The 22,573-nt window shown below is 74.0% G+C and carries 12 protein-coding genes; 9 read left to right on the top strand and 3 right to left on the bottom strand.

The window, feature by feature from the left end:
- Window positions 1-25: 25 nt before the first annotated feature.
- Window positions 26-967 carry an EamA family transporter gene (locus ACWD4O_RS11430; RefSeq protein ID WP_451279552.1) on the bottom strand — a complete coding sequence of 314 codons (942 nt, stop codon included), beginning with the start codon at window positions 965-967 and terminating at the stop codon, window positions 26-28.
- A gap of 68 nt (window positions 968-1,035) precedes the next feature.
- On the opposite strand from ACWD4O_RS11430, the gene ACWD4O_RS11435 reads away from it, so the two are divergent.
- The 8 genes from ACWD4O_RS11435 to ACWD4O_RS11470 all read left to right on the top strand — a co-directional run bounded on the left by ACWD4O_RS11435 (window position 1,036) and on the right by ACWD4O_RS11470 (window position 15,667).
- Window positions 1,036-1,899, top strand: coding sequence for a LysR family transcriptional regulator (locus ACWD4O_RS11435; RefSeq protein WP_451279553.1), 864 nt, complete (start codon window positions 1,036-1,038; stop codon window positions 1,897-1,899).
- A gap of 88 nt (window positions 1,900-1,987) precedes the next feature.
- The gene (locus ACWD4O_RS11440) at window positions 1,988-2,377 is read left to right on the top strand and encodes a cold-shock protein (RefSeq protein ID WP_351916336.1); all 390 of its coding nucleotides are present in this window, start codon (window positions 1,988-1,990) and stop codon (window positions 2,375-2,377) included.
- A gap of 98 nt (window positions 2,378-2,475) precedes the next feature.
- A complete protein-coding gene (locus tag ACWD4O_RS11445) occupies window positions 2,476-3,330 on the top strand; it encodes a DUF4132 domain-containing protein (protein WP_451279554.1) in 855 nt (284 codons plus the stop codon).
- Complete coding sequence (locus tag ACWD4O_RS11450; RefSeq protein WP_451279555.1) at window positions 3,327-8,339, top strand: hypothetical protein; 5,013 nt, start codon at window positions 3,327-3,329, stop codon at window positions 8,337-8,339. Before ACWD4O_RS11445 ends, ACWD4O_RS11450 begins: the two co-directional genes overlap by 4 nt.
- Window positions 8,340-8,374: 35 nt before the next feature.
- Window positions 8,375-9,544, top strand: a complete 1,170-nt coding sequence (locus ACWD4O_RS11455) for an ATP-binding protein (RefSeq protein WP_451279556.1) — start codon at window positions 8,375-8,377, stop codon at window positions 9,542-9,544.
- 5 nt (window positions 9,545-9,549) lie between these two features.
- Complete coding sequence (locus ACWD4O_RS11460; RefSeq protein WP_451279557.1) at window positions 9,550-13,236, top strand: DUF5682 family protein; 3,687 nt, start codon at window positions 9,550-9,552, stop codon at window positions 13,234-13,236.
- Entirely contained in the window at window positions 13,233-15,011 is a 1,779-nt protein-coding gene (locus ACWD4O_RS11465; RefSeq protein ID WP_451279558.1) for a hypothetical protein, read from the top strand. The genes ACWD4O_RS11460 and ACWD4O_RS11465 overlap by 4 nt, the downstream gene beginning before the upstream one ends.
- Window positions 15,012-15,112: 101 nt before the next feature.
- Window positions 15,113-15,667, top strand: coding sequence for a DinB family protein (locus tag ACWD4O_RS11470; RefSeq protein ID WP_451279559.1), 555 nt, complete (start codon window positions 15,113-15,115; stop codon window positions 15,665-15,667).
- A 3-nt stretch (window positions 15,668-15,670) separates the two neighbouring features.
- Here ACWD4O_RS11470 and ACWD4O_RS11475 read toward each other — a convergent pair whose 3' ends face one another.
- Together ACWD4O_RS11475 and ACWD4O_RS11480 are read right to left on the bottom strand one after the other, a co-directional pair.
- Window positions 15,671-17,119 (bottom strand): alpha-amylase, encoded by a 1,449-nt coding sequence (locus ACWD4O_RS11475; RefSeq protein WP_451279560.1) that lies wholly within the window; start codon window positions 17,117-17,119, stop codon window positions 15,671-15,673.
- Window positions 17,116-19,851 (bottom strand): MGH1-like glycoside hydrolase domain-containing protein, encoded by a 2,736-nt coding sequence (locus ACWD4O_RS11480; RefSeq protein WP_451279561.1) that lies wholly within the window; start codon window positions 19,849-19,851, stop codon window positions 17,116-17,118. Before ACWD4O_RS11480 ends, ACWD4O_RS11475 begins: the two co-directional genes overlap by 4 nt.
- Window positions 19,852-20,061: 210 nt before the next feature.
- On the opposite strand from ACWD4O_RS11480, the gene ACWD4O_RS11485 reads away from it, so the two are divergent.
- Window positions 20,062-22,518 carry a CBM35 domain-containing protein gene (locus ACWD4O_RS11485; RefSeq protein WP_451279562.1) on the top strand — a complete coding sequence of 819 codons (2,457 nt, stop codon included), beginning with the start codon at window positions 20,062-20,064 and terminating at the stop codon, window positions 22,516-22,518.
- The last annotated feature ends 55 nt before the right edge of the window (window positions 22,519-22,573 follow it).

The raw sequence follows: 22,573 nt of genomic DNA on the forward strand, positions 1-22,573 counted from the left end.
GCTGCCCCGGGTCGGCCGGCGCGGGTCAGCGGCGCGGCACCAGGATGCTGAGGGCGTTGGCGCAGACGACTGCGGTGATGGCCGACCAGTCGACGAGACCGAGGCCCTGCCCGAGCCCGATCCACCCGACGAGCGCGGCGAGGACCGGGTTGACGCTCATGAACAGGCCGAACGCGGCGGCGGGCACATGCCGCAGCGTGAAGAGATCGGCCAGGTAGGGCACCGCGGAGGAGAGCACCCCGGCGGCGACGGCGTAGCCGAGGGCCTGGGAGGTCGGCGGCTCGCGCAGCACCAGGACGACACCCACCGGCAGGAACAGCACGGCGGAGACGGCCGCGGCGGCCGCCGAGCCCTGGGCCCCGGGGATACGCCGGCCGACCGTGCGGTTGAGCAGGATGTACGCCGCCCAGCACCCGGCGGCCAGCAGGCCGAGCCCCAGCCCCAGGTAGTCGGTGGAGGGCTGCGGGCGCATCAGGGTGATCGCGCCCACCGCGGCGATCGCGGCGCAGCAGGCGTCGACCCGGCGGCGCGCGGCGGCCAGGGCGATGGTCAGCGGGCCGAGGAACTCCAGGGTCACCGCGAGGCCGAGTCCGATGCGGTCGATGGCGGTGTAGAGGGACAGGTTCATCGTGCCGAACACGAGGGCCAGCAGCAGGACGGGTCCCCACTGACTCCGGGTGAAGGACCGCAGCCGGGGGCGGCCGACGGCCAGCAGGACGAACGCGGCGACGTACTGGCGGACCGCGACGACTCCGGTGGGGCCGAGCACGGGGAAGGCGAGCGAGCCGATCGCGGCACCGGTCTGGTTGGACAGACCGCTGCCGATCATGGTGACCGCCCCGGCGAGTCGTCGTCGCCGGTTCGGGAGCTCCTGGGCGGGAGCCGCTGCGGAGACGGTGGTCGAGGACGCGGACGACGACGGGGACGGGGACGCAGGTACGGGCGCGGACGCGGACGCGGCTGGCATACGCCGATGCTCCTCCCGGTCCGGCGTTGCGCAAAATGCATGCGGCGTGCGGTCCATACGCTGGAGTCATGGATTCCTCAGGAGTGGAGCTGCGGCAGCTGCGGTGTCTGGTCGCGATCATCGACGAGGGCGGCTTCACCGACGCCGCCGCGGTGCTCGGCGTCTCCCAGGCCGCCGTGTCCCGGACCCTTGCCTCGCTCGAACGGGCCCTGGGCGTAAGGCTGCTCCGGCGTACCTCACGGGTGGTGACGCCGACCGCGACCGGGCTGCGGGTGGCCGCGCACGCGCGGCGGGTGCTGGGCGAGGTGCACACCCTGGTGCAGGAGGCGACCTCGGGCCACACCCGGCTGCGGATCGGCTACGCCTGGGCCGCGCTCGGCCGCCACACCCTCGCCTTCCAGCGGCAGTGGGCGGCCCAGCGGCCGGAGACGGACCTCCAGCTGGTGCGCGTGAACTCCGGCAGCGCCGGTCTCGCGGAGGGCGCGTGCGACCTGGCGGTGCTGCGCCGGGAGCCGACGGACCGGCGGTTCGACTCGGCGATCGTGGGTCTGGAGCGTCGCCTGTGCGCGCTGGCGGCCGACGATCCGCTGGCCCGGCGCCGCTCGGTGCGGCTGGCCGACCTCGGCGGGCGGACGCTCCTGATCGACCGCCGCACCGGCACCACCACCCCCGAACTGTGGCCGCCCGACGCCCGTCCGGCCACGGAGGAGACCCACGACGTCGACGACTGGCTGACGGTGATCGCCACCGGCCGCAGCATCGGGATGACCGCGGAGTCGACCGCCAACCAGTACCCGCGCCCCGGCGTCGTCTACCGGCCGGTGCGCGACGCCGAGCCCGTCGCCGTGCGCCTGGTGTGGTGGCGCGACGACCCGCATCCGGCGACGCAGGCCGTGCTGGAACTGCTCACCACGCTGTATCGCGCACAGTGAACATCCCGGTGTCGCCCGGAGCCGTCGCTTTGACTACGATCTGGGCAGGTTCACCGACGTGGGTGTTTCGAGGTTGCTGGGGGTTGGGATGGTTGCTGGTCGTGTGGTGCGCTTCGACAGCCAGCGAGGCTACGGGTTCATTGCGCCCGACGACGGCGGGGAGGATGTCTTCCTGCACGTCAACGACATGCTGATGCCGGAGTCGCAGGTGCGCCGGGGCATCGTCGTGGAGTTTGAGATCGAGGACGGCGAGCGGGGCCCGAAGGCGTCCGGGGTCCGGCTCGCGCGGGGCGAGGACGGCAAGCCGCTCGCCGCCGACGACGACGTCCTGTGCGATGTGCTCAGCACGGAGGAGTTCACCCGGGACGTCACCGAGGCGCTGCTGACGGCGGCCCCCTCGCTGACCGGTGAGCAGATCGTCCAGGTGCGGGCCGGCCTCGCGCAGTTCGCGAAGAACCACGGCTGGGTGGAGGGCTGACCCGACCGGCAGATCCTGGTTCCCCGCCTCCCGGCCCGTTGTCAGTGGCCTGTTCTACAGTTCCCGTCACTTGATCAGTGCGGGTGCGGGAGGCACACATGGGGTGGGTGTCGGCCGGCGACTACGAAGTCGCCCTCGACGACGGCAAGGTGGTGTGCCGCAACGCGGCCGGACGGCGGTTGAAGTCCGTACCGTCCAAGATCACCGACGAGCCGGCGGTGGTGGGCCTGCGGCAGCTCACCGAGTGGCTGGAAAGGCACGAACGCGAGTGCCTGGCCACCGTGGAGCGGTGGATGGTGCGCTCGCTGCCGGTGCCGTTCGCCGTGATCGCGCGGGTGTGGCCCGACCCCGCCTGGCAGTCCGCCCTGCGCGACCTCGTCGTCACCGGGGCCGACGGCGAGGTGGCCGGATTCCTGCGGGACGCCGACGCCGAACGCGGCCTCGGCCTGGTCGACCTGGACGGCGACACCGTCCGCATCACGCCCGACCTCGTCCGCCTCCCGCACCCCGTGCTCCTCGACGAGCTCGACGAACTGCGGGAGTTCGCCGTCGAACTCGGCGTCGAGCAGCGTGCCCAGCAGCTCTTCCGCGAGGTGTGGCGGCGGCCCGCCACGCTCGACGCGGAAGGCGCCTCGGTCGAGGAGTACGCGGGCGGCGCCTTCAAGGAGCAGCGCTTCCTGCACGGCCGGGTCACCCAGCTCGGCTACCGCGTGCGCGGCGGCCACGCCGTCTGCGCCGTCCTGGAGGACGGCCGCACGGTCGAGGCCCGGGTGTGGGTCGGCGACTACGAGGGCTACGAGCAGGCCGAGACCGGTCCCCTGATGTTCACCGACTCCGCCGGCCGGGCGCTGAAGCTCGGTCAGGTCGGGCCGGTGGCCTGGTCGGAGGGCATGCGCATGGCGGCGGCGCTGTATGCCGGGCGCGACATCGAGGACGAGGAGCGGGCGGCATGACGACCTACGACGAGACCACCGCGGCCGCCCTGCTCGAGGCGGGCGCCGTCCTGCCTTCGGGCAGCACCGCCCGCGAGGACGCCGACACCCTCACCGTCCGCACCTACGGTCACCCCGCGCTGGACGACCGGCGGATCGTGCGGCTGGTGCCGGGCACGCTCGGCGAGGCCGAGGACCTGGCGCTGGAGTTCCTCGGGCTGGCCCGGGACCCGGAGATCCCCGAGGTCGGTCAGGTGCGCCGGGAGACGCTCGGCTTCCCCGCCTGGGCCCTGGTCAACGACCCGGCGAACGGCCACCACGCGCTGGCGCTGGTCAAGGACGTGGAGCGGCTCGCGCGGCAGGCCAAGTCCCGCCCCGGCACCGCCAAGGACGGCTTCGAGGAGCTCGGCACCCGGCTCGGCCGGGCCGTGCCGCACTTCCTGCCCACCTTCTACGAGCAGGCCGCCCGCGTCTTCCTCCAGCACGAGAACACGACGTACGCCTCCGCCTTCTTCGGCAAGGCCCGCGAGGCCGAGCGGGTGCACGCGCTGAAGGTGGACGAGGAGCGGCAGCGGGCCGTGTTCCTGGAGTTCGCCTTCGCCGGGGCGCTGACGGTCAAGGCGCTCAAGGAGCATGTCAAGGCGCTCGCCACACGTCTCGACCCGGCCGAGGCCTGGGCGCAGTTCCGGCAGTTGACCGTGGAGCGCTGTGCGGCCGGCATGCCGCCGTACGCCTCCCTGCCGCAGGACGCGCGCGGGCTGATCAAGGCCGCCGGTCTGGACCGGGGCGCCGAGGAGTGCGCCCTGGTCGCCGATCTGCTCGCCTCGCCCGCCGCGGTCCGGGCCCCCGCCTCCTTCTGGAACGCCTACCGGGCGACGCTCGCCGTTCTCGCCGAGCAGCGACCCGAGGTGCGCGCACGGCTGTTGGAGATCATGCCGACCGGCCTGGCCCGTTCCGTCGAGGACGACGAGTTCTGGCTGGCGCTGCTCGTGGACTGCAAGGCGGATCAGCTCCTGACCGGCGAGACGGAAGCCGACGTCGACGCGGCGGACTGGCTCGGCCGGTGGGCGCTGTACCGCAAGCACGGCGCCAGCTTCAGCGATCGTTCCCCGGCCACGCTCGCCCTCGTGGAGCGGATGGCTCCCCGGCTGCGCGCCGAGGGCCGTCCGGTCGACCTGTGCACGGGCCGCTGGCAGGCCGGAGCCGACCTCGACCTGCTGGACCTGTGCGTGGCCCACGGCGTGCCCCTGACACTGCCCGCCCCCGACCAGGTCGTGTACCTGTCCCTGGACCGCTGGCTGCGCGAGCCCCGGGCCGGGCGGCGCGATCTGACGGCGTCCGCGGCGGACCCGCGCTTCCGGCGTCTGCTGTACGCCGCCGTCGGCGCTCTCAGCGGCGTCCGTCCCGGGGCCGAGGTACTGGCGGGCCTGGCCGCCCACCCCGTGCTCGGCGATGTGCTGCGGGAGTGGCTGGAGAACGCGGCCGGGGACCTGACCTCGGCGGTCGGTCTGCCCGCGGCTCGGGCGGCGCTGGATCGGCTGCGCCCGTTCCGCACGGTGGCCGCCCGGGTGAGTCCGGCGGCCGTCGCCCAGGCCGCCACGCGTGATGTCGCGCCGCTGCTCGGGCACACGCTGCGCGCGGGCATCCTGGACGAACTGGGCTGGCCCGCGCTCGACGAGGCGCTGGCCAGGCTCGACGCCGAGGCCAGGCGCAACCGCGACGACACGTTGAACGTCAGCGAGGCCTGGCCCGCGCTGATCCTCGCCCGCGCGCACAAGGTGATCGTCGTCGGGCCCGAGGACATCCTGCTGGAGCACGACCTGCGGCTGCCCGACGGTCTGGACAGCTGGCAGCGCCCGCAGTACCGCTTCACGGACGGTGAACTGCTCGTCATGTGGCGGCAGGAGGGCAAGCAGTTCGGCTACTGGTCCGCCCGCCCGGCCGACGTGTTCCCGCTCGGCGGTGAGCAGATCCCGTACTGGTACGGCAGCAGCGACGCGGGCGAGCCGTCGATCCCGCTGCCCGAGGGCGGCCGCGCCACCGGCGGACGCACGCTGCACGCCGGTGACACCGTCGTGCCGGCGAGCCGCCGCATCCTCGGCGACGGCACCTCGTACTGGCGTCAGGGCAGGCAGGGCCTGCAGCAGGTGTGGCTCGAGTACGACCCGGCCACCGGCACGCACGGGCGTGCCTCGCTGCCCGCGTTCGTGCAGTCCGGCATCCGTGAGGACGCGCGCCTGCTGCAGGGCGACTGCCAGGTGCTGCCCCTGCGACCGGGGCTGGAGCAGAGTCCGTTCGGCACGGACGGCACGGTGCTCGGCCGCTGGGTGCGCACGGAGGGCGAGGGCGCCGAGACCCGTACGGTCGCCGGCACTCCGGACGGCCGGACCGTCACCCTGCCCTGGGCCGACGGCCGGGCGCCGGGCGACCTGCTGGGCCCGCTGCGGCTGCCCGGCGGGGCCGAGCCGGTCGCCGTCGGCCTCCACCGGCAGATCGCCCTGTACGCGGGCGACGACACGTCGGCCGCCGGGGAACTGGGCCGGGTGACGCCGATGGAGCGGGGCGGCGAGTTCGCCGCGGGCACCCGGTTCGTCCCGCCGGTCGACTTCTGGCACGCCCTGCGTCCTCGCGACGAGCGGGCGTCGGCCGTGCTGCGCGCGCTGACCGACGAGCGGGCGGCCGAGCTGGTGCGGGCCGGCGCCGAGGCGCTGGCGGAGCGGCAGGCGAAGCTGAACGCGGCGAAGGCGGTCGACGGAACTCCGGAGAGCAAGGAGGTCGTCCCGACCGCCGACGAGGTGCTCCAGGAGGTCGTGACCCGCACGCTGCCCGAACTCGGCGAGCCGAGGCTCGGCGCGGGGGTCGCCGCGCTCGTGCGCGCGGTGCTGCGGTTCGCGGAGTCGACCGCCTCGTTCGTGGCGCCTCCGGTCGAGCGGCCGAAGGCGGAACGCAGCCGCGCCGACGGCATGTTCGCCGACCTCAAGCCCGAGCACGGCGACGACGAGACGTTGAGCGAGGCTGCCAAGGGCCTTGCCGATGTGCACGGCTGGTGGGGCGGCGAGCGGAACTGGAGCTCGCTGCGGCAGATCCGCGCCGTGAACCATGTGCTGGCCGGGAAGCCGGCCGACGGCAAGGCCCTGGCCAAGGCCTCCCGGTCGACGGGGGCCGCCGACGGGTGGCACAGCGACGAGTTCACCGTTCCCGGCATCGGCCTGGTGTGGACTCCGGTGCTGGACGTGCTGCGCCCCCTCGCGTACCGCGCCGCCTCCCCGACGGTGACCGAGGCGCACCGCGAGGCGCTGCTCCTGCTGTTCGAGGCGATCACGGAGGGACCGCTGGCCGCGGCCGGGGGCGCCCTGCGCGAGATCGTGCTGAGCGAGCCGCACGAGAAGCAGGAGCGGCTGGGCCAGGTGCTGCGCCGGGACGGCCGTACCGTCGTCGTCCTCGGCTGCCAGAACCTCGACCGGCAGGCCGGGCGGGTGCACTGGCTCGCCCTGGACCACGACCCGACCGGCCGGTTCGGCGCGATCGCCCACTTCACCCTGGACCGGGAGACCGCGCACCCGGCGGTGTTCCCCGCCGACGCGCTGAGCGCCGTCACCGCGCTCGTCCGGGACAAGGGCCCGGCGCCCTGGCAGCCGGAGGCGCCCGCCGTCCTCGCCGCCGCGACGCGCGGCGGGCTGGGGCCCTTGCAGGCGGCCCTGCTGCTCGCGGGCCGGCCGGCGCAGCTCACCGCCGAGGTGATCGCGGCGACCGGGCTGAAGCCGCGTCAGAAGGAGCTCGGCGACGCCCTGCTGTCCACCGTCGCGAACACCGACCGGGCGGCGCTCGTCGGCGCGCTGCTGCCCGAGAGCCCCGGCGACCTGTGGACGGCCGGGCCGGACACCGAGGCCGCGGGCAAGGTGTGGACCGAGCGGCTCGGCAACGTCGTGCGGCTGCCCGAGGACCTGGCCGGGGAGCTGTCCCTCGACGGCCTGCCCACCGGCACCGCGGAGGAGCTCCTCAACCCGGGGCTCACCCCCTGGATCAGCCGCACCACGGTCCAGCGGCCGGACAAGAACGGCAACCTGGTCGCGCAGGACCCGTCGGCGCTGCCGGGCCTGCACCATCTGACGCGTGCCGTGGCCGCCCTGTCCGGGCTCGCCTACTCCCTCCCGTACGGGCACCCGCTGCGGGCCCGTCTGCCGGAGAGCCTCGCCGCGCTGCGCCGCCGGATCGCCGATCCGGGGCTGCTGATCGACCCGGGCATCGCGTGGACGGACAAGGGCACCTCGACCGCCGTCGAGCTGCGCAAGGCGTACGGGATGCCGGCCACCGGGGGCGCCGACGCCGACGGGCTGACGCGGGTGGGCGAGGCTCTGGTGCTGCGTCCGTGGTACGGCGACCAGGAGACCGTCCTGGTCCGGCCGGGCAGGCTCAGCGCCTCCGACGACCCGGTGTTCGGGCTGGTCGAAGGCCTCGTGGGGTCCGTGCGGAGCCAGGGCATGTGGGCCCTGCGCACGATCCTCGACACCGAGCTCGCCGATGCGCTCGCCGTCGGCCATGATCCCCTCACCGGCGTCGAAGGGACCGCCGGATACGCCCAGGACCCTTCCCTCAGCGTGCCCGAACTGGTCGCGGAGGTGGCAGCCGAGCACGGCCTCGGTACGGACGCGGCGACGCTCTACCTCCAGCTGCTCGCCCTCCCGGACCCCACGGACCGCAACTGCGTGCGCTGGACCGGCTGGAAGCCCGCCCGGACGAAGAAGGCCCGCGCCGAACTCGCGGCGACCGACCTGGTCGTCGAGGCCAAGCGGCCGCGCGCCGGGCGCACCCTCTTCCTGCCCTGCGGCTGGCTCGACCTCAAGTCCCCCGTGCTGCCGATGGAGCTCTGGAAGGAAGGCCTCTACCCGGTGCGCGGCAACGCCCGCGCGGTGCCTCTGGTGCCGGTGCCCGAGCTGTTCACCCGCGCGTGGGACCGCGTCCGCGCGGGCGACGCCCCCGCCTACGAGGAACTCACCACGCGCGCCACCCGCAAGGGCCGCCGCCGATGACCACCGTCCCGCCCCCTCTGGAAGAGCGCGCACCGATGACCACCACCGTGTCCCCCGCCCCCGTCCGGCAGATCGTCCCGCCCGAGGACCTGTACGCCGCCGAGCTGGTCTTCCTCGCCGCGTACGACGACGGGCCCCGCCCGCCCGCCTGGCGGCTCACCCCGCGTGCCGTCGTCACGTTCGTGATGGGCAGCGACGGCCGGGCCCTGAAGCTGCCCGAAGGCGCCGAGGCGGCGGAGGGGGTGCCGCGCCGGCTGGTCGTGCAGGGCAAGTTCGTCGGCGACCGGGCGCTGGTGGAGCGGTGTGTGGTCACGCTCGCGGGTGAGCGCGGTCTGCTGCTCGTCGGCGAGCCCGGCACCGCCAAGTCGATGCTGTCCGAGCTGCTGTCCACCGCCGTGTGCGGTACCAGCGGTCTGGTCGTGCAGGGCACGGCCGGCACCACGGAGGACCAGCTCAAGTACGGCTGGAACTACGCCCTGTTGCTGGCGCAGGGGCCGAGCCGGCAGGCGCTGGTGCCCTCGCCGGTGCTGACCGCCATGTCCCGGGGCGCCATCGCCCGGGTCGAGGAGGTCACCCGCTGTCTGCCCGAGGTGCAGGACTCCCTGGTCTCGCTGTTGTCCGAGCGGCGCATCGCCGTGCCCGAACTGGCGGGCAGCGACGACGCGTTGGCCCATGCCGCGCCGGGTTTCAACCTGATCGCCACGGCCAACCTGCGGGACAAGGGCGTCTCGGAGATGTCCGCGGCCCTCAAGCGCCGCTTCAACTTCGAGACCGTCGGCCCGATCCCGGACCTCGACGCGGAGACGGCACTGGTGCGCAGCCAGGCCCGGGCCTCCGTGGAGCGGGCCGGGGCGCCCTTCCAGGTCGACGACGCCGTGCTGGAGGCGCTGGTCACCGCCTTCCGCGACCTGCGCGAGGGACGGTCGGCGGAGGGCTGGGAGGTGGAGCGGCCGTCCACGGTGATGAGCACCGCGGAGGCGGTGTCGGTCGCGGGCGCGCTGGCGCTCGCGGCGGCCTACTTCCCCGGCGACCGTGATGTGCTGGGGCTGCTCCCGGGCCATCTGCTGGGCGTGGTCCGCAAGGACGACCCCGCCGACGCGGCCCGGCTGCGCGGCTACTGGGACGGCCCCGTCCGCCGCCGCGCCGAACAGGGCTCCGCCACCTGGCGCACCCTGTGGGACCTGCGCACCGTGCTGGAGGGCTGACGGCCGTGTCCCACCTGTCCCACGTCGACGCCCTCGACGAGGCCCTCGCCGCACTCACCGGCCCGGCCGCGCCCTACCTGATCGGCGTACGGCACCACGCGCCCTCGCTGGCCGCCGCCGTGCCCGTGCTGTTGGACGAGGCGAAGCCGGACGTGCTGCTCGTGGAGCTGCCGGCCGAGCTGCAGGAGTGGCTGCCGTGGCTCGGGCACGAGGAGACCCGGGCACCGGTCGCCCTCGCGGCGGCGCCCGCCGACGGCCGGGGCGGCGGCGGGCCGGCGTTCTATCCGTTCGCCGACTTCTCCCCCGAGCTGGCCGCCGTGCGCTGGGCCGCCCGGCACGGCGTCCCGGTGATCGCCTGCGATCTGCCCCTGGCGGACCGGGCGTGGGGCGAGGGACGCGACGGCTCGGCGCGGGGCGAGTCCCCCGGACTCACCGGCGCGCTGCGGGCCCGGCTCACCGGCCGCCCCGGGGACGACCTGTGGGACCGGCTCGTGGAGGCCACCGCCCCGGGCTCCCCGCCCGAGGCGCTGCGCCGGGCGGCCCTGCTGACGGGGTGGGCGCTGCGCGAGGACGCGGTCGCCGCCGACGGCGTGCCCGAGCTGGACCTGCGGCGCGAGCAGTGGATGCGCTGCCGGATCGCCGAGGCCACGGCCCACGGCGAACGCGCCGCCGTGCTCGTCGGCGCCTTCCACGCCCCGGCCCTGACCGGAGCGACAGCGACAGCGACAGCGACAGCGACAGCGACAGCGACAGCGACAGCGACAGCGATTATGGCGGAGGGGGCCGGAGCGGCTGTCGACGGGACCGGCGAAGCGGGTGGGCCGGGGCGCGGTGAGCGGGGTGCCGCCGTTGCTCCTGGACGGGCTTCGTGGGTCACCTCGTTGATTCCGTATGCCTATGCGCTGCTCGACGAGCGGTCCGGTTATCCGGCCGGGATCCGGGACCCGGAGTGGCAGGACACGGTGTTCCGGGCGGCGGGCGATCCGGCGGCGCTGGAGGAGGCGCTGACGCGGGCCGCCGTGCGGGTGTGCGCGGAGCTGCGGGGTCTCGGCCATCCGTCCGGGCCCGCCGACGCACGCGAGATCACCCGGCTCGCCTCGGACCTCGCCCGGCTGCGCGGGCTGCCCGCCGCGGGCCGTGGCGAGCTGGTCGAGGCGGTGCAGACGGTCCTCGCGCAGGGTGAGCCGTACGGGCGGGGGCGGGCTGTCGCGCGGGCGATGGAGCGGGTGCTCGTCGGCACGCGCACCGGCCGGCCGGCGCCGGACGCGCCGCGCAGCGGTCTCGCCCCGGCGGTCGAGGCCGAGGTCGGAACGCTGGGCCTGCCGGGTCCGGAGAGCGCCTCGGGCGCGCCCCGGGATCTACGGCTCGACCCGCTGCGCTCCGACCTGGACCGCCGCCGTGAACTGCTGCTGCGCCGGCTGACGGTGTGCGGGGTGCCGTACGGGGAGCCCAAGGAGGTGGTCGGCGCGGGCGGCGCCGAGGCCCTCACCTCCCGCTGGGAGGTGCGTTGGACGCCGGCGACGGCGGCCATGCTGACCGCGGCCGGCGTCCGCGGGGTCACCGCTGCCCAGGCGGCCGAGGGTGTGCTGCGGGAGCGGCGGCGCGCGGAGCGGGAGGCGGGTGGCTCGACGGCCGCGCAGGTGCTGCAAGGACTCGCGGAAGCCGCGGAGTGCGGGCTGCCCGCGCTCGCACAGGAGCGGCTCGACGATGTCACCGAGGTACTGCCCCAGGCCGGCACGCTGCCCGAACTCCTCGCCGGCCTGGCCCTGTCGGACCGGCTGCGGGCCGGTCATGTGCCGGGGCTCGGCTCCGACGAGGACCGTGCGGCGCGGGCGGCCGCCGTCGCCGAGCTGCTCACCGCGGCCGCGGTACGGCAGGTGGACGGCCTGACCGGCGCCGAGGATCCGGCCGACGCCCATGCCCTGCTCGAACTCGCCCACCGGGCCGACCTGTTGGGCGGTGTCCGGCTCACCGAGGCGCTCGCCCGGCTGGCCGCCGAGGGCTCCCCGCTGATGCGCGGCGCCGCCGGGGCCGTCCGGGTGCTGCTCGGGCAGGAGGACGCCCGGGCCTTCGGCGACCGGGTCGCGTCCTGGGTGGACGGCGCCGTCGATCCCGACTCGCGGTCGGCCCTGACCGCCCGGCTGAGCGGGCTGCTGACCGCCGCGGGTCCACTGCTGGAGGCCGCGGCGCCCGCGCTGGAGCCCCTGCTGGGCCGGGTCTCGGAGCTCCCCGACCGGGAGTTCCTCGACCGGCTCCCCGCGCTGCGGGGCGGGTTCGAGACGCTGAGCCCGGCGGCACGCGACCGTCTCCTGGCGTCCGTCGAGGAACGCCTCGGCGCCGGGCGCATGGCCGACACCGACGGCCTGGATCCGGCCGCGCTCGCCGCATGGGCCGGCGCGGACCTCGCGGCCCGCGCAATGCTGCGCTCGCTCGGACTGCTGCCGGCGACAGCGGGCGACAACCGCCGGGACGTCGTCGACCGAGACCTCGTCGACCAAGACCTCGTCGACCGGGATCTCCCCTCAGAGGTCGCACCCTCTGGGGGCGAGGGGTCCGGAAGCGAGGGGCCCGGGGGCGAGGAGCGGCTCCTTGCCCCCGCCGACCGCTGGCGGCTCGTGCTCGGCCGCCGTCGCGATCAACTCCCGTCCTCCGCCCGCTCGTTGGCCACGGCTCTGGACGAGCTGTACGGCAGCGGGCGCGGCGAGGGCAGCAGAGGGGATCTGACGGGCCCGGGGGCCGGGGGCGGCCGGGAGACGCCGTACCCCGGGGTGCGGGAGTGGGCGCAGGAACTGGCCGTGCTGTTCGGCCCGGGCATCCGGGAGGAGGTGCTGGCGGCGGCGGCCGCGTCGGGCCGCCGGGACGTGCTCGCGGAACTCGACGCGGACAGCGTGCGCCCCTCGGTCGATCTGCTGCGCACGGTCCTGCGGCATGCGGGCGGGCTGCCCGAGGCCCGGCTGGCAGCGCTGCGACCGCTCGTCCGGCGACTGGTCGAGGCGTTGACCCGGCAGCTGGCCACGCGGCTGCGGCCCGCCCTGCACGGTACGGCGCTGCCGCGCCCGAGCCGGCGGCCGGGCGGCGGCCTCGATCTGCCCCGCACGCTGCGCGCCAACCTGGCGACGGCACGGCGCGGGCCGGACGGCACGGTCCAGGTCATCCCCGAGCGCCCGGTGTTCCGTACCCGGGCGCGGCGGGCGGCCGACTGGCGGCTGATCCTGGTCACGGACGTGTCGGGGTCCATGGAGGCGTCGACGGTGTGGGCCGCGCTGACCGCCTCGGTGCTGGCCGGGGTGCCGACCCTGTCCACGCACTTCCTGGCCTTCTCCACGGAGGTCATCGACCTCACCGGCCATGTCGAGGACCCGCTGTCGCTGCTGCTGGAGGTCAGCGTGGGCGGCGGCACGCACATCGCGGCGGGGCTGCGGCATGCGCGCGAGCTCGTCACCGTGCCGTCGCGGACCCTTGTCGTGGTCGTCAGCGACTTCGAGGAGGGCTATCCGCTCGGCGGGCTGCTCGCCGAGGTGCGAGCGCTGGTCGGCGCGGGCTGTCATGTGCTCGGCTGCGCCAGCCTCGACGACACGGGCCGGCCGCGCTACTCCACGGGCGTCGCGGGTCAGCTCGTCGCCGCGGGCATGCCCGTCGCCGCTCTCAGTCCGCTCGAACTGGCCCGCTGGGTAGGGGAGAAGATCGCATGAGCCCGGACCTGTTGCCGCCGGTCGCCCCGGCCGTCACCGCCGAACTCGTCGAGGCGCTCTCGCCCCGGCTGCGCAAGCGGCTGGACGCGGGCATCGCCAAGCTGGCGGCTCGTCCGGTGGTCCGCGAGGGCGACACCGTGCGGATCGCCGTGGACGACGACACCGACCTCGAACTGCACGCCCCCGGCGGCACGGTGACCGACGCGAATGCGATCCGCTGCGGTTGTCTGCTCGCGCCCGACTGTCTGCACCGCGCGGCGGCGGCCTCGGCCGCACCGGTCGCCGACGACATCCCCGACGCGTCGCCCGAGGCCTCGCAGGAGGAGCCGGCCGAGGACGAAGGGGCCGCGCAGCCGTCGGCCGTCGAGACCGCCGCTCCCGACCAACTCGCCGTCGCACGGGCCGTGTTCGAGGCGGCGGCCGCCGTGCTCGCGGCCGGTACGGACGGCTCCGGCGCCGTGCTCCAGGCGGAGCTGCTGCGTGCCGCGCACAGCGCACGGCTCGCGGGTCTCCCCCGGGCCGCCGCCTCGGCGGTCTCCGTCGTCACCGGGGTACGCGCGGCGCGCTCCGCCGATCCCGCGTACCGGCTGCCCGATCTCGTCGACGCCCTCCGTGGCGTCCTCGGCGTGGCCCATCGCCTGCCGTTCGCGACCGGGCGGGACCTGGCCGAACTGCGCGGCTCCGTACGGCAGCCGTACACCCCGGACGGCTCCCTGCGGCTGTACGGGCTCTTCTCCGAGCCGATCCTGACGGCGAGCGGGTACGCGGGCGCGGTCACCTGGACCGCCGACGCCGAGGGCCGCCTGTACACGGTCTCCGACGTGGCCCCGGGCGGCCCGGGCCGGGCGATCGGCGCCGCCGACCGCGCCGTGCGGATCGGCGACGCCTCCCTGACCCACCGTGAGCTGTCGCGCGCGGGGCTCGCGGTCTCCGGTGCGACCGTCTCCCCGACGGGTCGGCTCGGCGCGGGGGCGGGGGTGCGGGCGGTGCGGGCGGCCGGCGCCGCCTGGAACGAGGCGCCGCTCGACCGGCTGTGGGCGGTGCCCGCCGCCCAGCAGGTCGCCCGGGCCCTGAGCGGCGGCCCCGGTGAGGGCCACGGCCTGCTCTTCCTCGACGTCACCCTGGCGGGCGCGGTCCGTGAGGCGACGGGCGACTGTCTGCTGGCCGACTGCGACGGCCTGGCGCTCCGGCTCGCCATGGCGCACGACGACCCCGCGCTTCCGTACCGCGACAACCTCCGGCTGCTGGCCGCGGCCCGGGGCAAGCGGCTGCGGATCGTCGCCCGCCTCGCGCCGGGTCCGGTGCCGCGCGCGCTGCTGCTGGCCGCCGAGCACCCCGCCGGGGACGAGGCCCGGGTGGACCTGGGGCTGGACCGTCTGCAACGCGCGGACCTGCCCCCGGCGGCGGCCGCGCCCGCCTCCGCTCCCTCCGTGGACGAGGCCCCGCTGCACCTCCTCGGTCGTCGAGTGCAGCAGACCGTGTCGGGGGGCCGCCGGGTGCTGTCCTTCCCCGGCAACGGGGCGGGCGACGGAGGGCGGCTGCGTCGGGTCGGTCTCGCCACCGCCGCCGACCTCCTCGACGAACTTCAGGCCGCCGCCGCGGACCGCTCCCGCGATGCCTTCGGCCGTCTGCTCCCGGCCGACGCCGACCGCTTCGCCCGCGCCTGGCTGGCCTCGGCCGTGTACACCGCCGAGGTCGAACGGGCGCTGTGCGCGGCGGCATGGGGTGGGAGCGGGCAAGGGGTGACGACTTCACCGGAAGGCGTGCGCATCTAGGTCAGGATCTGACCTCTATCGGTCCTAACGTGGTGCTCGTGACCGCGGGAGAAAGTGACCGCGGGACAGATGATCCCGGAACAGCACTCACGGAGGCAGCCATGAGCCAGCCCACCCCCCTCGAAGAGACCGCCGCGGCCCCGGCCGTCAGCCGCGAGCGCGCCGATCTGCTGGAGGCGCTCGCCAAGCAGCGGCACTTCCTGCGCTTCACCACCCGTGACCTCACGGACGAGCAGGTCGGTCTGCGGACCACCGCGAGCGAACTCTGTCTCGGCGGCCTGGTCAAGCACGTCGCCTCGGTGGAACGGGGCTGGGTGGCCTTCATCCTGGAGGGCCCGTCGGCGATGCCCGACTTCACGAGCATGACCGAGGCGGACTTCGCCGCGCGAGCCGACGAGTTCCGGATGCTGCCCGGCGAGACGCTGGCGGGGGTGCTGAAGGAGTACGACGAGGTGGCGCGCCGTACCGACGAACTGGTCGTGTCCCTGCCCGATCTGGACGCGGATCACCCGCTGCCGCCGGCTCCGTGGAACGAGCCGGGCGCGCGGTGGTCGGCCCGCCGCGTCCTGCTGCACATCGTCGCGGAGACCGCGCAGCACGCCGGTCACGCCGACATCATCCGCGAGTCCCTGGACGGCGCGAAGAGCATGGGCTGAGCATCACCCGACCTCGAGGACGTGGGCCTGCCAGGCCTCCAGGGCCACGAACAGGCCGGGGTCGGTCAGTTCGTCGCCGGCGCGGTCGTACGACTGCGAGGTGAGCAGGTCGGTCAGGCGGTGTTCGCGTCCACGCAGGTCGTCCCAGGGCAGGGGCAGTCGGGCCTGGGCCGGGTGGTCGGAGTGGTTGACGACGACCAGATGGCGGGCGTCCGGGTGGGTCCAGGTCCAGGCCAGCAGGTTGCGGCAGGTGTCGTTGTCCGGCCAGCCCGTCGGGGCGAGCGGTCGCCATTCGCCCCGGCGGACGGCGGCCGCGGCCGGCAGCAGACGGCGGTGGAAGTCGCGCGCCGGCTCGTCGACGGGCTCGCGCGGTCTGCGCGCGAGGAACACCGGCGGCCGTACCCGGCGTCCCTCGAACTGGCCCTCGTGCCAGAGGGTCGCGCCGGGCAGGGTCGCCACGGTGACGGCGGCCGCCCGGCCGCGCGCGCCGGGCAGGGTGGCGGCGGCCCGTGGCTCGTCGTGGTTCTCCAGGAAGCGGACCAGGCCTCGCTGGTGGGCGAGGTCGGCCCGGAGATGGGCGCGGACGGAGTCGGCGTCCTCGTGGACCAGCCGGTCGTGGAGCCGTTTGTCGTAGCAGTGGTCGAAGCCCTGCTGCTGAAGGGACCACTCGAGGTCCCAGTACGCCTCCGCGACGAAGAGCAGGTCGGGGTGGCGCTCACGGACCCGCGGGAGGACGTGCGGCCAGAAGTCCTCGGCGGGGGCCGGTCCCGCCCGGTCGCCCCAGGTCTTCGCGAAGACGTCGTTCATCAGCAGCATCGCCATGTCGCAGCGCACGCCGTCCGCCTGGTCGCCGATGGCCACCAGCGTGTCCACGGTCGCCGCGCGCAGGCCGTCGCTGAAGGCGTTCAGCTGGACGACGTCCGGCCAGGGCGGGAAGAACGGGTCGCGGCCGCGGGCGTAGACGCGGTCGGCGGCCTCGACGAAGTCGCCCGGCGTCCGCGCCAGGTCGTCCGCGGTGCCCTGGATCAGGCGGTCGGGGTGCGCGGTGAGCCAGGGGTGGTCGGGGGCGACATGGTTGGGGACGTGGTCGAGGATCAACCGCAGTCCGCGGAGGGCCAGTTGGACCCGGGCGGCGGCCAGTCCGTCCGGTCCGCCGAGGGCTGCGTCGACGACGTAGTCCCGTACGCAGTAGGGGGAGCCGACGATGTCCGCGTCGGTGAGGTCGGGCAGGGCCTCGCGGAACGAGGTCAGCAGGCCCTCGTCGCGCAGTGCGATCCGCAGACCGGCCGGGCTGCGCTCCCAGACGCCCATCAGCCAGACCGTGTCGACACCGGGCACGGCGATCTCGTCCCAGTCCTCGCCGGGCACGTCCCCGAGGGTGACGCGGCGACCGTGCCGGACGCTCAACTCACCCAGCCAGACAACGGTGTTGATCTCGTAGAGCACCGTCATGACAGCGGCTCCTCACGGTTGCCGTCGGAGCTGCCCTCGCCCTTCGGCCGCAGGGACTCCCGGCTGCCGCGCTGCCATTCGTCGGCGGTGAGGGTGTGGAACAGCGTGGTGGTGGCGGCCACCAGTCCGGTCCAGCCGGTCTGGTGGGAGGCGCCGAGGCCCGCGCCGTTGTCGCCGTGGAAGTACTCGTAGAACAGGATCAGGTCCTTCCAGTGCGGGTCCTTGGCGAACTGGGGCTGCGCGCCGTGCACCGGGCGGTGGCCGTCGGCGTCCCGCAGGAAGGTGGCGGTGAGCCGGTCGGAGATCTCGCGGGCGACCTCGTAGAGGTTCAGCAGGCGTCCGGAGCCGGTCGGGCACTCCACCCGGAAGTCGGGGCCGTGGTAGCCGTGCAGGTTCAGCAGCGCTCGGATCAGGAGCAGGTTGATCGGGAACCACACGGGTCCGCGCCAGTTGGAGTTGCCGCCGAACATCCCCGAGTCGGACTCGGCCGGCAGATAGCCGACGCCGTAGGTCTGTCCGTGCACCTCGAAGGTGTACGGGTGGTCGGCGTGGTGGCGGGAGAGGGAGCGGATGCCGTGCGGGCCGAGGAACTCGTCCTCGTCGAGCATGCGGGCCAGCACGCGGCGCAGCCGGTCCTCGCCGAACAGGGCGAAGAGATAGCGGCCGTCGGCGCCCGGTTCCGCGGTGACGTGCTGGGAGACGAAGGCCTCGACGGCCGGGTGTCGCTTGATGAACTCCTTTGCACCCTGCACGAGTTGGGGGAATCGCTGGTCCGCCCGGCCGCCGATCACGCTGGTCGCCGCCAGTGGTATCAAGCCGACCAGCGAGCGCACCTTCAGCGGGGTCGCGGTGCCGTCGGGCAGACGCAGGACGTCGTAGAAGAAGCCGTCCTCCTCGTCCCAGAGGCTGGCGTTGTCCTTGCCGACGCGGTTCATGGCGACGGCGATCCACGCGAAGTGCTCGAACAGGGTCTGTGCCTGCTCGACGTACACCGGGTTGTCGACGGCCAGTTCGATCGCGATGTCCAGGAGGTTCTGGCAGTACAGCGCCATCCAGGCGGTGCCGTCGGCCTGGTCGAGATGGCCGCCGGTGGGCAGTGGGGCGCTGCGGTCGAAGACGCCGATGTTGTCGAGGCCGAGGAAGCCGCCCTGGAAGACGTTGTTGCCGTCGACGTCCTTGCGGTTGAGCCACCAGGAGAAGTTCTTCATCAGCTTGTGGAAGGCGTTCTCCAGGAAGGCGCGGTCGGCGCGTCCGGTGCGGTGCTTCTCCAGTTCGTAGACGAAGAGGGTGGCCCAGGCGTGCACAGGCGGGTTGACGTCGCCGAAGTTCCATTCGTACGCGGGGATCTGGCCGTTGGGGTGCAGATAGAGCCGCTGCAGCAGCAGGTCGAGCTGGCTCTTGGCGAAGCCGATGTCGACCATGGCCAGGGCGAGGGTGTGGAAGGCGAGGTCCCAGGCCGCGAACCACGGGTACTCCCAGGTGTCCGGCATCGACATGATCTCGTCGTTGACCATGTGGTACCAGGCGCTGTTGCGGATCCGGGGGTCGGCGGCGAGCGGGTCGACGCCGTGTTCGGCGAGCCAGCGCGCGACGTCCAGGCCGTAGTACTGCTTGCTCCACAGCATGCCGGCCAGCGCCTGCCGGACGAGGTGTCGTTCGCCCTCGGCCATGCCGTCCGGGGTGATGCCGTCGTAGAAGGCGTCGGCCTCGCTCCGGCGCAGCTCCACGGTCGCGTCGAACTCCCGCCAGGGGTCGGCGAGTTCGACGTCGGTCAGCCGCAGTCGGAGGGTCCTGCTGCCGCCGCCGGGGACGGTGAGCGCCTGGTGGACGGCCGCCTTGGTGCCGGTGCGCGCGGGGTCGACGGCGGCGCTCTCGCCGTGGACGACGTAGCGGCCGATGCCGTCCTTCACATAGGGGGTGGCGTTCGGGCTCCCGAAGATCCGCTCGTCGTCGGTCTCGTTGCCGGTGAACAGCAGTTCCGCCGTGCCGTCGTGGTAGAGCCAGCGCGGGCCGAGTTCCTCGTGGTCGGCGCGGATGCCCCCGTCCGTCGCACGCAGTCCGGGCACCGCCTCGCCGCCCGCCCAGGACCAGGTGTGCCGGAACCACAGGGTCGGCAGCAGATGGAGCACGGCGTCGTCGGGGCCGCGGTTGTGCGCCGTGATCTCGATCAGCAGATCCTCGGGTCCCGCCTTCGCGTACTCGACGAACACGTCGAAGTAGCGGTTCTCGTCGAAGACTCCGGTGTCGAGGAGTTCGTACTCGGCATCGTGGCGGCCGCGGGCCCGGTTGACGTCGAGGAGGTCGGCGTAGGGGAACTCGCCCTGCGGGTACTTGTAGAGGTACTTCATGTACGAGTGCGTGGGCGTGTTGTCGAGGTAGAAGTAGTACTCCTTGACGTCCTCGCCGTGGTTGCCCTCGCTGTTGGTCAGCCCGAACATCCGCTCCTTGAGGATCGGGTCGCGGCCGTTCCACAGGGCCAGGGCGAAGCAGAGCCGCTGTTTGTCGTCGCTGACGCCGGCGATGCCGTCCTCGCCCCAGCGGTAGGCGCGCGAGCGGGCCTGGTCGTGGGTGAAGTACGACCAGGCGTCGCCGTCGGTGCTGTAGTCCTCGCGGACCGTCCCCCACTGGCGCTCGCTCAGATACGGTCCCCAGCGCCGCCAGGGCGTCACGCCCCCGTCGGCCTCCGCCAGCCGCCGCCGCTCGGCGTCCGCCGCGCCGTCGCCGTCCGTCATCGCCCGTCCTCCTCGCCACCGCCCGGCGCCGCCCCGGAGCCGTACGTCCACCCTCGACCGTCCGGCACCGGCCCGCAATGACATGGCCGGTGCATCGGCTCCAGTTGGGCCGAACGGATGACGGGCGTGGAGTTCGACGTTCGGCCGTCTCACGACCCGGCGATCCTTGGCGCTCTTGACGGCCCGTATACGACCGATCACAATCCCTGCATGAACGTGACCGGTCACATAGAGGCCCTGTCGAGGCGCCTCACCGTGGACCTCGCCGTCTCCGAGGGCCCGGTGCTCCTCGGCGCGAACGGCGCGCTCTACGGGCTGAGCGACGACGGCGTGCCCGGCGACGCCGTACTGGAGCCGTTGAAGATCACCAGCGTCTCGCAGAAGCCGGAGGGCGGCGCCCAGCACCCGGGCGGGGACGCGCTCTCGGTCTCCAGGTCGTTCTTCCGCAACGGCGGCGGCGAGATCAACGTGCTGATGCAGGACGTCTACGCCCGGTGGCCGTACGAGGATCTCGGCATCGACGACTACCTCCCCAAGGTCGACAAGATCGTCAAGGAGGTGTCGGCCGACCCGAACGGCGACCGCTTCGTCTACATCCCGTTCAACGAGCCCGACCAGATCTGGTACGACCTCGGCGTGGCCGACCAGAGGCAGTACGAGGCCAACCGCGACCGCTTCTTTCAGGACTGGAAGACAGTGTACGAGCGCATCCGTGCGGTCGACCCCGCCGCGAGGATCGCGGGCCCCAACGAAGCCGCCTACCACGCCCGCCTGTTGACCGACTTCCTCGCCTTCGCGAAACGGGAGAACGTCCTGCCCCAGGTGCTGACCTGGCACGAGTTGGACTCGGGCTCACTGCGGGACTTCCAGGAGCACCACGACGACTACCGGCGCATCGAGCGCGAGTCGGGCGTCCCACCGCTGAGGATCAGCATCGACGAGTACGCCAACCGCCGCGATCTGTCCGTGCCGGGGCAACTCGTGCAGTGGGTCTCGATGTTCGAGCGCAACAAGGTGTACGCCAACCAGGCCTACTGGGACGCCGCCGGCAACCTGGACGGCAATGTGGTGCGGACGAACATCCCCAACGGCGGCTGGTGGCTGTTCCGTTGGTACGCCGGGCTCACCGGCGACACCGTCGGCGTCACCCCGCCGCAGCCGAACACCGTCGACACCCTCCAGGGTCTCGCCTCCCTCGACACCGCACGCCGCCAGGCCCAGGTGCTGCTCGGCGGCTCGGACGGCGACGCGGACGTCGTGGTGCACCGCCTCCCGCGGTCCGTCTTCGGCCGCACGGTCGGCGTGACCGTCGCCGAGGCCGCCTGGTCCGGCTACGAGGGACAGCACGCCGCTCCGCGCATCCTCATGCGGACGAAGCTCGAGGTGGCGGACGACGGCTCGGTGACCGTCCCGCTGCACGGCCTGCGCCGGATGTCCGCGTACCGGCTCGTCCTCACCCCGGGCGGCACGGGCGCCCCGGCCCCCGCCGCCGTCCCCTGGTCGGCGTCCTACGAGGCCGAGGACGCGGCCGTCACGGGCGGCCGGATCCACACCCACGGAACGGTGAGCGACCCCAACGGCTACGCGGCCTCCGGCACGAAGGACGTCGGCCCCCTCGACACCGCCTCCAGCAAGGTCGACTTCACGGTGACCGTCCCGGCGGACGGCACGTACGACCTGGCGATCCTGTACGGCAACCAGTCCGGCGGCCCGGCCACCCAACTGCTGTCGGTCGACGGCGCGGAACCGGCCACGGTGACGTATCCCTCCACCCAGAACCGGCACTACCGCGCCAGAAGGGACCTCGGCGTGGAGCTGTCCGCCGGCTCCCATGTGCTGACGCTCGCCAAGGGCCACGCCGAGGTCACCCTCGACCGCATCGACCTCACCGCGCGCACCGGCGCCCCGTCGGCGTCGTACGAGGCGACGCTCGCGGACATCGACGGGAACCCGTCGTACGACTACTCCTCGTCGGCCGGAGTGGGCACGGGCGCCCTCGTCCTGCGCAAGGGCGACAAGGCCGTCTTCGACGTGTACGCCCCGCGCGACGGCTACTACACGGTGGTGCCGCGGGCCTCGGCGGCGGTCCGGCTCACCGTGCACGGCGAGCAGGTCACAGCGGCGCCGAGCCGGCCGCTGCGGCTCTACCTGGTCGCGGGCAACAACCGTGTCACGCTGACCGCCGAGCACGCGGCGGTCCGGTCCCTCGACGTCTCGGGCGAAGGCTCGACCACCGGCGTCCTCTCCTACGCGGCCGCCTCCGCCGTCCTGGCGGGAGGAGCGAGGCTCGTCGACTCCGTCCACGCCTTCGGGGGCTCCTGCATCGGCGAGCTCGGCAACAGCCCTTCCAGCACAGCCGAGTTCACCGTGCACGCGCCGACCGCCGGCCGTCACCTGCTGGTCGTCCACTACGCGCACAACGACCGCCGCGACAACGGCCACGCCTACAACACGGACATCGTGTCCCGTACCGCAGACATCACGGTCGGCGCCGGAGCGCCGCGCAGGGTCACCTTCAAGAACACCTGGAGCTCGGACGACTACTGGACGCTGGGCGTCCCCGTCGACCTGGAGAAGGGCGCCAACAGAGTGACCTTCGGGAACGCGGGCGCCTGGGCCCCGAACATCGACCGCATCGAACTGGGCCGGGTCGTCCGCCAGTCGTAGCCCGGCTCCTCCGAGAGCCGGGCTGCGCTTGTGGCGGACGGCCCGTCAGCGACCG

It is taken from the genome of Streptomyces sp. NPDC002623, assembly GCF_053592635.1.